Origin of the sequence: Arcobacter cryaerophilus gv. crypticus, assembly GCF_002993025.1 — a bacterium.
GTDB lineage: Bacteria > Campylobacterota > Campylobacteria > Campylobacterales > Arcobacteraceae > Aliarcobacter > Aliarcobacter cryaerophilus_B.
Genome location: NZ_NXGI01000030.1, coordinates 20,398 through 34,251, shown reverse-complemented (window position 1 = coordinate 34,251; position 13,854 = coordinate 20,398). Strand labels below are relative to the sequence as shown.

The 13,854-nt window shown below is 25.6% G+C and carries 14 protein-coding genes; 4 read left to right on the top strand and 10 right to left on the bottom strand.

Features of this window, described 5'->3' with window-relative positions:
* Positions 1-143 precede the first annotated feature (143 nt).
* Entirely contained in the window at positions 144-596 is a 453-nt protein-coding gene (locus tag CJ670_RS09380) for a YaiI/YqxD family protein (protein ID WP_105939771.1), read from the bottom strand.
* A gap of 259 nt (positions 597-855) precedes the next feature.
* On the opposite strand from CJ670_RS09380, the gene CJ670_RS09375 reads away from it, so the two are divergent.
* From CJ670_RS09375 to CJ670_RS09360, 4 genes are read left to right on the top strand one after another with little or no spacing between them, the layout of a single operon-like run.
* Positions 856-2,232 (top strand): phosphomannomutase/phosphoglucomutase, encoded by a 1,377-nt coding sequence (locus CJ670_RS09375; protein ID WP_105939770.1) that lies wholly within the window; start codon positions 856-858, stop codon positions 2,230-2,232.
* Position 2,233: 1 nt separating this feature from the next.
* On the top strand, positions 2,234-3,112 hold the full coding sequence (gene galU, locus CJ670_RS09370) for a UTP--glucose-1-phosphate uridylyltransferase GalU (protein WP_066153873.1): 879 nt from the start codon (positions 2,234-2,236) through the stop codon (positions 3,110-3,112).
* Positions 3,112-4,344, top strand: coding sequence for a glucose-6-phosphate isomerase (locus tag CJ670_RS09365; protein WP_105916255.1), 1,233 nt, complete (start codon positions 3,112-3,114; stop codon positions 4,342-4,344). Before galU ends, CJ670_RS09365 begins: the two co-directional genes overlap by 1 nt.
* Positions 4,345-4,347: 3 nt before the next feature.
* Positions 4,348-5,259 carry an AEC family transporter gene (locus CJ670_RS09360; protein WP_105939769.1) on the top strand — a complete coding sequence of 304 codons (912 nt, stop codon included), beginning with the start codon at positions 4,348-4,350 and terminating at the stop codon, positions 5,257-5,259.
* Positions 5,260-5,433: 174 nt separating this feature from the next.
* Here the strand turns inward: CJ670_RS09360 and pglF are convergent, their stop codons facing one another.
* From pglF to CJ670_RS09315, 9 genes are all read right to left on the bottom strand, one after another.
* Complete coding sequence (pglF, locus tag CJ670_RS09355; RefSeq protein ID WP_105939768.1) at positions 5,434-7,167, bottom strand: UDP-N-acetylglucosamine 4,6-dehydratase (configuration-retaining); 1,734 nt, start codon at positions 7,165-7,167, stop codon at positions 5,434-5,436.
* A 97-nt stretch (positions 7,168-7,264) separates the two neighbouring features.
* A complete protein-coding gene (locus CJ670_RS09350; RefSeq protein ID WP_105939767.1) occupies positions 7,265-8,227 on the bottom strand; it encodes an MraY family glycosyltransferase in 963 nt (320 codons plus the stop codon).
* Positions 8,224-8,508 (bottom strand): type II toxin-antitoxin system RelE family toxin, encoded by a 285-nt coding sequence (locus tag CJ670_RS09345; protein WP_081561002.1) that lies wholly within the window; start codon positions 8,506-8,508, stop codon positions 8,224-8,226. Before CJ670_RS09345 ends, CJ670_RS09350 begins: the two co-directional genes overlap by 4 nt.
* Entirely contained in the window at positions 8,492-8,749 is a 258-nt protein-coding gene (locus CJ670_RS09340; RefSeq protein ID WP_105939766.1) for a type II toxin-antitoxin system prevent-host-death family antitoxin, read from the bottom strand. Before CJ670_RS09340 ends, CJ670_RS09345 begins: the two co-directional genes overlap by 17 nt.
* Positions 8,750-8,961: 212 nt before the next feature.
* Positions 8,962-9,813 (bottom strand): NAD-dependent epimerase/dehydratase family protein, encoded by an 852-nt coding sequence (locus CJ670_RS09335; RefSeq protein ID WP_105939765.1) that lies wholly within the window; start codon positions 9,811-9,813, stop codon positions 8,962-8,964.
* Positions 9,810-10,958, bottom strand: coding sequence for a glycosyltransferase family 4 protein (locus CJ670_RS09330; RefSeq protein WP_105939764.1), 1,149 nt, complete (start codon positions 10,956-10,958; stop codon positions 9,810-9,812). The genes CJ670_RS09335 and CJ670_RS09330 overlap by 4 nt, the downstream gene beginning before the upstream one ends.
* Positions 10,955-11,779 (bottom strand): NAD-dependent epimerase/dehydratase family protein, encoded by an 825-nt coding sequence (locus CJ670_RS09325; RefSeq protein ID WP_105939763.1) that lies wholly within the window; start codon positions 11,777-11,779, stop codon positions 10,955-10,957. The genes CJ670_RS09330 and CJ670_RS09325 overlap by 4 nt, the downstream gene beginning before the upstream one ends.
* 7 nt (positions 11,780-11,786) lie before the next feature.
* Positions 11,787-12,677, bottom strand: a complete 891-nt coding sequence (locus tag CJ670_RS09320; protein ID WP_105939762.1) for a glycosyltransferase family 2 protein — start codon at positions 12,675-12,677, stop codon at positions 11,787-11,789.
* A 4-nt stretch (positions 12,678-12,681) separates the two neighbouring features.
* On the bottom strand, positions 12,682-13,698 hold the full coding sequence (locus tag CJ670_RS09315; protein ID WP_133161066.1) for a hypothetical protein: 1,017 nt from the start codon (positions 13,696-13,698) through the stop codon (positions 12,682-12,684).
* Positions 13,699-13,854: the final 156 nt, after the last annotated feature.

Below are 13,854 nucleotides of genomic sequence, written 5' to 3'. Positions count from 1 at the left end.
TTCAATGGAACTGTTTCTAAAAATATTAGAACAATTGATTGAATCTACTCAAATTGTCAAGAGAAATAAAGATTTAGAACAAATCATACTAATGCTCAGGCTTTACACTAAAAAACAGTTAGGTTTTATGTGCGAAAGTTGAGTTAATTATAATATTTAATCAAAAAACTATTGAGCTGGTTCGCAAACCTTTGCGCATCTTTTTGTGAAAATGGTTTTGGTCCGCCTGTAATCTCACCACTATCACGGATGCTCTCCATAAGATTTCGCATAGCTAAGTATTGTTTGATATTATCCACATTATAAAGCTCACCTCGGTGGTCAATTGCATGCGCATTTTTTTCTATCACCCTATCTGCAAGTGGAATATCAGCAGTAATAACTAAATCGCCCTCTTCTAACATCTCTACTATTTTATTGTCTGCTTCATCTGCAAAGGTATCTACGATTATGTACTCGACGTAACAAGACTCGCCTATATTTATCTTTTTGTTTGCTATTACATATGTTTTAATCTGTAATCTCTCTATTGAGCGAAGTAATATTGGCTTGAGCAAATTTGGAAAAGCATCACCATCGACATAAAGAGTAATCATCCATCAGCTCCATTTTTGATAGTATTTTAGTTTAAAATTACTAGAAAAAGGCTTATAAGATTTTAACTTAATGAAAAATTATTTGTAAAATTTATTGCTCTTATATATCTTTCATATTTAGATAGTCAAAATTATAGTTTTGCACAAATCTAGCACAAGACATTTTAGAATGCCTAAACTATCGGTATATACAATTATTTAACGATTTTAAGATAAAATTTCACAATTTTTTAATTATACTATAGGAGTTGTAATATAAATGAGTACATCTATTTTTAGAGAGTATGATATTAGAGGGATATTTCAAAAGGAATTAAACGAAGATATTGTAAAAAAAATTGGGTTTTATTTAGCAAAGGCACTATTAAAAAGAGTTCCAAATGCTTCTTTTTTGGCTGTTGGTTATGATGCAAGACTTCATTCACCAACTTTAAAAGGTTGGTTAAGTTCAGGAATAAACAAAGCTGGTTTAAAAGTTTTGGATATGGGATTAGTTCCAACTCCTGCAAACTACTTTGCTAATTTTAATGAAATAGATGGATACAAATGTGATGGTTCTATTATGATTACAGGTTCACACAATCCTCCTGAATATAATGGTTTTAAAATAACATTAAATAAAGAGCCATTTTTTGGAGAAGATATTTATTCTTTAGGAAGAGATATTTTAGCAGATAATTCAAATATTAGTGATAACGAAGCTGTTATACAAATTGATTCAAAAAATAGATATATTGATTACATTGTTGAAAGCTTCAAACATTTAAAACTTGAAAATAAAAAGTTTATTTTTGATTGTGGAAATGGTGTTGCTGGTGTTGTTTTAGGTGAAATTTTAACAAAATTAAATATTAAAAATAAAATTTTATTTGAAGATCCAGATGGAAATTTTCCAAATCATCATCCAGATCCAAGTGACGAACACACTTTAGAAGATATTAAAAAAGAGTTAGCAAGCGGAGAGTTTGATTTTGGTTTTGCTTATGATGGAGATGCAGATAGAATCGCCCTACTTTCAAAAAAATATAACTTTAAAGGTGATATCTTAGCAATATTCTTCTCTAAACATATGAAAAACCCCACAGTTATAGGGGAGGTAAAATGCTCACAAGTTATGTATGACACTATAAACTCTTATGGTAAAGCTATTATGTATAAAACAGGGCATTCAAATTTAAAAGTTAAAATTAAAGAGACAAATGCAGATTTTGCGGCTGAAGTATCAGGGCATCTATTCTTCAATGATAGATACTTTGGATACGATGATGCAATTTATGCAACATTTAGAGCTTTAGAGTTAATCGATGCTGGTTTTGATTTTGATTTAGAGTTTGAAGCTCTACCACAAGTTTACTCAACACCTGAAATAAATATAACTGTAACAGAAGATACAAAATTTAAAATCATTGAAGATTTAAAAGTTGCTTTACAAAATCCACCTTCATATTTTCCAAAAATCAAGGATATCATTACTGTTGATGGTGTAAGAGTTATTTTTGAAAAAGGTTGGGGATTAGTTCGAGCTAGTAACACAACTCCAAAATTAGTAACAAGATTTGAAGCAAATAATCAAGAAAATGCAAAAGTATATGAAGATGCATTAATAAATCTATTTAATAAATTACAAGGAAAATAATATGAGCAATACAAACAATCCAATCAAAAAATGTCTATTCCCAGCTGCTGGATATGGTACAAGATTTTTACCAGCAACAAAAGCAACTCCAAAAGAGATGTTACCAGTACTTACTAAACCACTTATTCAATATGGAGTTGAAGAAGCATTAGCTGCTGGTATTGAGAATATGTCTATTGTAACAGGAAGAGGAAAAAGAGCTATTGAAGATCACTTTGATATATCTTATGAACTTGAACATCAAATAAAAGGAACTAGTAAAGAACACTATTTAACGGAGATTAGAAGTGTTATTACAAAATGTACTTTTTCATACACAAGACAAATAGAGATGAAAGGTTTAGGTCATGCAATATTATGTGGTGAAAACTTAATTGGAAATCAACCATTTGCTGTCCTTCTAGCAGACGACTTATGTGATGCACCTGATAAAGGTGTTTTATCTCAAATGGTTGAACTATATAAAAAATATAACTGCTCTATTGTAGCAATTGAAGAGATACCAAAAGAGGATACAAATAAATATGGAGTAATTGCTGGAAATGAGATAGAACCAGGAATTTTCATGGTAAAAGATATGGTTGAAAAACCTGAACCAGAAGTTGCACCTTCAAATTTAGCAATTATTGGAAGATATATTTTAACTCCAGATATTTTTGACATTATAAGAGAGACAAAACCAGGTAAAGGTGGAGAGATTCAAATTACTGATGCACTTTTAACTCAAGCAAAAAATGGTATGGTTTTAGCTTATAAATTTAAAGGTGAAAGATTTGACTGTGGAAGTATAGATGGATTTGTAAAAGCTACAAACTACTTTTATGATAAATCTATAAAAAATGAGAAAAAAGAAGAAAAAAAAGATAACGGGAAAAAATAGTGAAAAACAATCTATATTATCCAAAAGTATCTCTAAGCGATGAAGATATTTTCTTAGAGATAAAAAAAGAGCGTGAAGAGATAGGTTACTACTCTTTGCCTCATGCAGATATAACTAACTTAAAAAAAGAGTTAGATTCTCTTGATTTTAAACAAAAAAATATTGCAATAATTGGAATTGGTGGAAGTACTTTAGGAACTTATGCAATATACAATTTCTTAAAATACCACAAACAAAAAAATAAATCTTTAAAAAAAGAGATTTTTTTCTTTGAAAGTACAGACCCTGTAAACTTAAATGGAACAATCTCTCAATTTGATTTAGAAGATACTTTATTTATAGTTATTTCAAAATCTGGTACAACTATTGAAACTATTTCAATTTTTAAATACTTAAGTTCTATTATAAAAATGGATAAATCAAACCTTTTAGTAATAACAGAAAATGATAGCAAACTAAACAGTTTTGCAAAAGTAAATGATATAAAAACTTTTGATATTCCAAAAAATGTTGGTGGAAGATTTTCTGTTTTATCAAATGTTGGATTAGTTCCTTTATATTTAGCTGGTTTTGATATTGATGAGCTTTTAAATGGTGCTAGAAAAATATCTACATCATTTTTTGAACAGTATGAACTTTTTACTCATTTAATAAAAAAAGCTAGAACTTACTATGAATACAAAGATGTTTACAATATAAATGCAGTTTTCTCATACTCACAACTTCTTGAAGGTTTTAATAAGTGGTATATACAACTTTGGGGGGAGAGCCTTGGAAAAATTGATGCAAATAACACAAATCAAGGTTTAACTCCAATTGGGCTTTTAGGACCAGTTGACCAACACTCATTTTTACAGTTAATTGTAGAAGGTAAAAGAGATAAAACTGTAACATTTATAAAAATTAAAGATTTTAAAGATGATACAAAAATTGCTCCTATTAGTTTAAGTGGATTAGAAGAGCTTGATTATATAAATAATCTTGATTTTAAAGAGTTAATAAATCTTCAAGCAGATGCTACAATAGCATCAGTTAAAGAGTATAAAAAAGATATTCCTATTGATTTAATAGAGTTAGAAGAGATAAGCGAATATGAAATAGGAAAACTTCTATTTTACTATGAACTTTTAACTTCAATTGTAGGGAAATTGCTAAGAATAAACACTTATGACCAACCAGGTGTTGAAGGTGGAAAAATTATATTAAAAGAGATGTTAAAAAACAAAAATTAAAAAATGGAACATATATTTACTAGCCTTATTCCTATTTTTTCACTAATTGTGATTGGATACTTATTTAAAAAAATAAGTTTTCCTTCACATGATTTTTGGCCAATGGCTGATAAACTAACATACTATATATTAATGCCAGCATTACTGATATTTACTCTATCCAAAGCTAAAATTGATTCAAGTAGCATAACTTTTATATCTGTTTGTCTTCTTGCAATATTTATCACTATGATAATTTTAATGATATTTAATAAAATAAGTCCTACTCAAAATAGCTCTTTTACTTCAATAGTTCAAGGTGGAATAAGATTTAATACTTATGTATTTTTAGCTCTTAGTGCCTCTATTTTTGGGGAGAAAGGTTTAGTATTAGCTGCAATTATTATAACTTTTGCAATACCTTTTTTAAATATTTTATCTATTTCAATATTTGCTTTATATTCAAACAATAGCAAAATTGATTTTTTCTATTTGTTTAAATCTATTGTAAAAAATCCTTTGATAATTTCTTGTGTTTTAGGAGCTTTAATAAACTTTTCTGAAATAAAAATACCAATTAGCATAGAAAATCTACTAAAAATATTAAGTAGTGCAGCTCTTCCTTTGGGTTTAATATCTATTGGTTATACATTAGTTTTAAAAGAGATAAAAAGTGCAAAAAAAGATTTAACTGTCACTATGATTGCAAAGTTTATAGTTTTACCACTTATAATCTATATTTTAGCAATCTCTTTTTCACTAGATAATTTAATGATAGCAATATTAGTTCTATTTGCTATTATGCCAACTGCTCCTAGTTCATTTATTCTTGCACGACAATTGGGTGGTGATTTACCTTTAATAACATCAATAATAACTGTACAAACAATAGTTGCTGCACTATTTTTAATACTTTTCTTACAATATTTTAATTGAGCTTTTATATATTTTTTATTTGAAGCTAAGTTAATTTACTATTAACCTACAAATACTAGAATCACGCCCTAATTTAATAAAATTTAAAAGAAAAAGTGAATCATGCTGTTGGTTTTTGTGGAAATGGTTCTTTTATTCCAGCAAAAGATATTACATCCAAAAGTAAGAATAAAATTAATTCAACCTATGATCAAATTCTGGAACTATCTCTTTAAGTTTTGATATTTTATCTTCACAAACAATCAACTCTTCTATTTTTTTATTTAATTCTTCCATATCAAAAAAAGTTGAATTAGCAACTGTGATTGATTCATACTGTGTTTTTTTATCACTATCATCTATTAAAAGCTCTTCATATAGTTTTTCACCACATCTTAAACCACAAAACTCTATTCCAATCTCACTTCTTCCACTTAGCTCTATCATTTTTTTAGCCAAATCAACTATTTTTATAGGTTCACCCATATCAAGAATAAATATCTCTCCACCCTTTCCAATACTAGCAGCTTGAAGTACAAGTTCACATGCTTCTGGAATGAGCATAAAATATCTTGTAATCTCTGGATGAGTTACAGTTATATTTTTACCAGCTTCTATTTGGGCTTTAAATTTAGGAATTACACTTCCGCTACTTCCCAAAACATTTCCAAATCGTACAGCTACAATTTCTGTATTTTTAGAATCTACATTTTGAGCATATAACTCACAAATTCTTTTTGTAGTTCCCATTACATTTGTAGGACGAACTGCTTTATCTGTTGATATTAAAACAAATTTTTCTACTCCATACTTTATAGATAAATCTATGGTATTTTTTGTACCTATTATATTATTTGTAATACCTTCTAAAATATTGTGTTCTACCAAAGGAACATGCTTGTAAGCAGCTGCATGAATTACAATTTGAGGTCTGTATTTAGAAAATGTACTCTCTAAAATATCTATATCTTTAACACTTTGCATAATAGGAATAATATTTTCATCTTGTAATTCCTCTAAAATTGAATAAAGATTAAACTCACTATGATCCACTAATATTAGTTGTTTTGCACCATAAGCTTTGCATTGTCTTGATATTTCGCTTCCAATACTTCCACCAGCTCCAGTGATTAAAACTGTTTTATCTTTAATAAAATTTTGTATAGCATTTTTATCTAAATCTTTTGGATAACGTGCAAGTAAATCTTCAACTCCAATATCTTTTAACTGTTTGACAAATAACTCTTTTTTTAAAATATTTTGCATACTTGGCAATATTTTTATTTTTTCAAACTTATCTTGCATAGACTCATATATTGATTTAATTTGTTCTTGAGAAGCTGATGGCATAGCAATAATCATTAAATCAAATTTATTTTTTACATAATTTGAACTATACTTTTCTCTTGAAAAAATAGATATACCATCTATACTTCTATGATGTAAAATCTCATCATCATCTATAAAACAAATAAGCTTGTATTCACTGCTTAAAAACTCTCTTTGTAATTGAAGCCCTGCTTTCCCTGCTCCATAAATTACTAGCGATTTTGTTTTTTTATTTCCTTTTATTGAATAAAAATATTTATAAACATAAACTAAAATATTTACCATAAATGTATAAAAAACCAAATCTATAAATAAAAGATTAAAAGGTACACTGTAAAAATAGTATAAAATAGGTGTATAAATAGCAAAAGCAATCAAAGCCAAAACTATCTTCATAAGTCCTGTTTTTGTAGAAGCTTTTGACCATGATAGTTTATAATCATCAAAAAGTAAAAAAGAGGCTAATATTCTAAAACCTATAACTACAACTAAAATTGTAAAACTAAGCTCTTTATTTAGTAAAAATGCCACTAAATATAAAGAAAATATAGATACTACTATATTTACAATTACCCCTAAAAATCTTTTATCTTTTATCATACTATTTATTCCTTAGTTATAGTTTTATATAAATTATCTTCATGAATTTTAGGTTCACAAAGTACTAAATCTGATATCTCTAATCTTTTATAATTCATTACTCAAATGCTTTCTTATTATCTACAAATTTCATACTTAAACATAAAACTATTAAAGCAAGTATAAAAGCCACAAAAATATTTGATACAAAATAAACTATAAAAAATAAAATCATATTTAATCCTATAGAGTAATTTGTAACTTTATAGTGACTCCACCCAAATTGCGTGAGTCTTTGATATGCATGTTTTTTATGAGCAAGAGAGAGTTTTTCTTTATTTAGTTTTCTTCGTATTAAAGTCAAAGTTGCATCAAACCAATAAATTCCAAACAGTATAATCCATATCCAAAAATTTGTTGCTTGTTCATTTGCATAATATATAGTAAAAATTGCAATATTATATCCTAAAAGAGTACTTCCAACATCTCCCATAAATATCTTAGCCTTATTCCAATTCCAATATAAAAACCCTAAAACTGCAACAGCTAAAACCAAAAAATGATTTCCACTAAATAAAATAAAGGCTGCAAGTGCTAAAAAAACAGCCTCGCTTCCTGCATAACCATTTATACCATCTAAAAAGTTATAAAGATTTATAAACCAAATAATCATAAAAAATGCAAATATATTTGTAAAAATAGGATTTTGTATATCAAAAATACCAAAAGTCAAAGTCTCAAATCCACCTAAAAAGCACAATCCACCAATAGCTACAATAGCTTGAACCATCAGTCTTATTTTTGGACTTAATTCATAAATATCATCAAAAAAACTAACTATTGAAATAACTGCACCAAATAGTAGAGCATAAAAAAGATTTGATGATATTTCACCTATAAAATATAGATAAAATAAACCTATAAACCAAGTTATTGCAAGGGCAATTCCTCCACCATGTGGAGTTGGTGTTGTGTGAGAGCTTCTTTCATTTACCACAGCAACCAATGATTTTTTTATCATATAGTTTTTTATAAAATATGTAAGTAAAAATGAGATTAAAAATAGTATTAAATATATCATATTCTATCTTTCAAATTTTCATACACTTTATTATTTTCTCTCTTACCAACACTTACAACATATACTATTATCTCCAAATCTTTAACCTCATAAGCAAGTCTAAAACCAGAACTTCTTAATTTTATTTTATAAACATTTTCATATCCACTTAATTTATCTTTTGACACTCTTGGATTTTCAAGTCGTTCTTTTAGTTTTTTATGAAACTGTATCTTTAAAGATTGATTAAGATTTTTCCACTCTTTCAAAGCTTTTGGATGAAAATCAAGAAAGTAACTCATCTAGCTCTACTCTTATTGGTTTTTCATTGTCTTTAAGTCTTTCCTCAACTTCTTTGTTTAGGTAGTAATCATCCATAACTTCCATCATCTTTTCATACAAACTTGCTGGAACTAAATAAGCAGAAGCTACATTATGATTGAGTATAGCTATTGCTTCATCTCCAGCATCTTTGAGTAGTTGAGTTGGTGATTTTTTAAGTTCGGTTATACTTGCTGTATAGTTTGCTAATATTGGTTGCATATATCACTCCTTATTTAATGTCTTTTATTGTACTATTTTTAATACTTTATTGTCAATATATATTATGTCATAAATGATTTGATGGATTAATATCAATCACGAAGCCCAAAAACTTTTTTTTGATGGTGAGATATCTCTATCATTTGACTAACTTGTATAAATTGATTTACAATTATCTTCATTTACTAAAATTTGTAAAGTAATTTATACAATTATTCACCATTTATCATAAGTTTAATACCCTCTTCCACACTATATGGATTTTTTAGGTTTAATTTCTCTTTTGTGATACTGCTATCAATTTCTAAACTTCCATAAAGTCTTTTATGAAAAGATGGTTTTAATATCTTCAATAAACTTTCAAAAAATGGTATCTTGACAAGATATATCTTTTTATCAAGATTCTTTGCTATAAGTTCTATTAGTCTTGTAGTACTCAAAGGCTCATCATCACTAGCTAAAAATATTCCTTGTTTTTCTTGAGTTATTACCTCATAAACTAAATGAGAAAGATTTCCTATATAAACCATACTTATTTTATTTTTTATATTTCCAAAAGGTAATAAAGGAACTTTATTTACCAAATTTATAAGAGATTTTATATTTGCTTTTACTCCATATCCATAAACTATAGGAGTTCTTATGATACTTACTTTGAAATCTTCATCTTCTAACTTTTGAAGTTCCAATTCAGCTTTTAATTTACTTTTTCCATATTCAGTAATTGGTGTATAATCACTTTTTTCATTCATCACACCAGTTTCTATTCCATATACCACAACCGTACTCATAAAAACAAAATGCTTCACACAACTCTCTTTTGCTATTTTAGCTAATTGTAAAGTCTGTGCAACATTTACTCTTTCATACTCTTCACTACTAGCCCCATCCATTTGATGAACCAAAGCTGAAAGATGAACAACTACATCTAAATCACTACAATCTAAACTATTTATATCATCTTTTAAAAAACTAAAAGTTTTTATTTCATATTTATTTTTATACTTATTTATAAAATAGTTTCCTACAAAACCATTTGAGCCAGTGATTAATAGTTTTTTCATATATTATTTCTTTCTATATTTTTAAACTCTTTTAAAAGTTCTTTATAGAAATACTTCTGAGAATATCTATCTATAATATTTTTTCTTGAATTATCTTTAATTCTTTTATAAAAATCTTTATCTACTATAAATTTTTCTATAGCATTTAATAAATCTAGTTCATCTTTTTTATTAATTAAAAGCCCATTTAGTTCGTTAATTATAACTTCATTACATCCATTAATATTTGTTGCTATCAATGGAATTCCACAACTACCAGCTTCAATCAATACATTTGGTAATCCCTCTCTATAAGAAGGCAATACAAATAAACTACTAATTGCCAAATATTCTCTTATATCTTCTTTAAATTCAAGATATATTATTGAATTATTATTTTTAATAATTTGTTGAGTTTTGTCAGATACAATATCACTTTCATTTTTATAATCTCCTATTAAAAGTAATTTTAAAAAATTATACTTTGTACTTAATCTTTCAAATACACTCACAAGTTCATTTATCCCTTTATCTTTTACAATTCTTCCTACAAAAGTTATAATAAAATCATTATTATTTAGCCCTAACTTAGCTAAATTTTTCTCTTTTTCTTCTATTGAAAATACATCTTTAAAATAATTTGTATCAACACCATTTACAGAGCCATTTCCTATAATATATACATTTTTTTTAGTCATAGAAGAAATAATATCTCTTAGATTTAAGCTATTGCAAAAAAGTTTAGTTGAAAAAAAATATGTCAATTTTTCAGTATATTCTAAAATAATTTTTCTTTTACCTGTTGCTGCCAAATGTGGTAATCCAACAACATTGTGAATTCTATTTGGCACCTTTGCAAAAAAACCAGCAATCATACCCAGCAAACCTGCTTTTGGAGTTAATGTATAAATAATGCTTGGCTTAACTTTAAAAAAATACATTAATAACTGTAATAATACTTTCAAATCTTTAAAAATATTAATTTTCCTATTAAAATCTACAATATTAATATTTACATTCTCATATTTTTGTATATTATCAATATTATTAGAATTAGATGTAATTATTTCAACTTCATAATATTGAGATAGAAATTTAGCTTGTCCCTTGAGCCAAGTCTGTAAGACAACTGGAACAGTCACTATTATAATTAATTTTTTTTTCATATATTTAACTCTTTTTTTAGATAATCTTCAACTCCAAAAAAAGTATCTTTTTTAAGTAGCTCTTTTAATTTACTTATATCTGCTGTAGATATTTTAAGCTCTTCTCTTTGAATATTTTTTGTTTTAATTTTAATATTGTGATTATTTAAAAAATCTAAAATATTTTTTATGGAACTGCCATTTCCACTTCCTATATTTAATATTTTAATATCTTTTTTATCTAATATTTTAGAGTATATATCTACCACATCCTCTATATGAATAAAATCTCTTATAGCATTTCCATTATTTACTATATTTAGTTCTTCGTTATTTTTATATGCTTTTATAATTTTACTAATGATAGAGAAATTATCATCTCCACCATACATATTAAATATTCTAGCAATTGTATAGTCAATACTATTTTCTATACAAAATTTTTCAACAAGCTTTTCATTAGCAACTTTAAGTGAAGCATGAAGATTCATAGGTTTTAATTCATCATTTTCATTACATAAAATATTATTTCCATAAACTGAACTGCTACTTGTATAGATTATTTTATTTACTATAATTTGGTTGTTTTTTATGAAATCTAATACCTTTGAAGTTGTTAAAATAGAATTTACTACATAGTTTTCTAAATTAACAAATTCATTTAATTTTGTGGCTGGTTGAAAATTATTAAAAATAATATTTATTTTTTGATTCTTGTATTTATTTAAAATGTTTATATCACCTAAAATATCTCTAGAGGATATTGCTATTATATTTTTTATAGTATTAAATATAATTTCAGTTAAATTACTATTTTTACCGATAATAACAGTTTTAATCATATATGTCTCACTTATATTTATGTATTAAATACCAAATTTTTTTATTAAACAATAAAGCAATGTATAATATAAAATACTCAATTCTATTAAATTTAATTTGACTCATTAATTTTTTCGCATCTTTATTCTTATTTATACTCATAAAATAAGCAGCCTTATAATAATATACTTTTGAATAAGCATAAGTATAACCTTTTTTATATTTTTTCTTTAAATCTGTATTTAAATCAAATATATCATCTAAAGTTTGTTTAACTTCTATCCACCATCTATCTATTTTTAAATTAGTTAAAGAATTTTCGTATCTTCTATATTCTACTAGAGGTTTATTTATTACACCAACATTATATTTAAATACTATTTTCATAAATAAATCATAATCTGGACAAAACATCATATTTTTGTTAAATTCTAAATGAATATTATTACGAATAACAACAGACTGCATATTGATTTCATAATTTAATAACTGTTTTTCAAAAACATTACCAGTTCTAGCTTTAGGAATAAAACTACCAATTTTATTAGAATTGTAATCAATATAATAACCACCTGTATAACACATTTGCAAATCTTTATTTAAATCCATTAAAGAGACTTGTTCTTTTAACTTTTCTTTTAACCAAATATCATCAGTATCAAGAAAAGCCAAATATTCTCCTTTACAAAATTGAATCCCAAAATTTCTTGCTTCACCTAAAGGAATATTTTTACTAGTTTTATAATATTTTATTTTCTCATCATATTCATTTATAATTTTTTTTGTTGAATCTGTTGAGCAATTATCAATAAAAACAATCTCCCAGTCAGTGAAATCTTGTGAATAAATACTATTAATTGATTCATTAAGATGTTTTTCACAATTATATCCATTCATTAAAATTGAAACTTTAGCCAATTATTTATCCTTTATTATTTATTACTTTATTTTCTAACAATCTGTATGTTAGTGCCAATATTACTATTCCAGGTAAGGTTGTCCACCCTCCCGAAGAAAATAATAATATTTGTATTAATAAACCACACAACAAAGCAATAAATATTTTATTATTTTCATATAATTCAATAGCTACTATAAAAAATTTATAAAAAAAATAACTCATAAAAAAAATACCAATCAAAGGCACTACTCCAGAAAAAACTATAAATAAGCTTATAAATGAATTATCGAAATTTTCTGTATTCCAAAAAGGATTTAAAATTAAAGAAGAAATAGCTTCCTGCACTGGTAATAATCTTGATGGAAAAGATGTTATTTTTGAAGCAGGAGTAATATTTTGAAATAAAGATATATCAATAAAAGCTAACAAAAGTAATGTACTAAGTATTGAAAAAAGAATCAAAATAGATTTTGTTTGAACACTACTTCTTATAAAATAACTACCTAATATAAATAATATTGATATTATTATAGATAAAATTGATGAACCTGAATAAATTAATATTATAGAAAAAAATAAAATTATTACACCCAAATACTTAATAAATCCATTATAAAATAAAGCTAAAATACCTACCATAAAAAACAATGGCAATGTTGCACTAGGCTCTGAAGAATAACTACGAGAACGAATATATTCTAAACCTAAAAAATTTGTTTCTGCTTTTTCTATAACAAATCCAAATTTTTGATGAAAAGGTATATTTGATAAATCTAAAAATTTATCATAACTTCTAAAAACTCTTTCTAAACCAATCGATAACTCTTCATTAAAAAAATAAAATATAAATAATCCAATACCTACTAATGAAAAAACTCCTGATATTACTATTGTAGATTTAATAATATTGTCTATATATTTCATTTTAACAAAAAATAAACTATTTATAACAAAACATGCTAATAATAATTTTATTGTATAACTAACATTAAATTGATCTAAAAATAATGAAGACAAAAATAAATAAAATAAAAACAATGAAACTACATGAACTTTTCTATCTATAATTAAAATAAGAAAAGATGTAATAAATAATGATATAACTAAAAGAATAGTTATCTCGTATTTTATATTAAAAATATTAAAAAATCCAAAATTTCCTAAAGTATATAGAGACAATACAATAAGTATAGA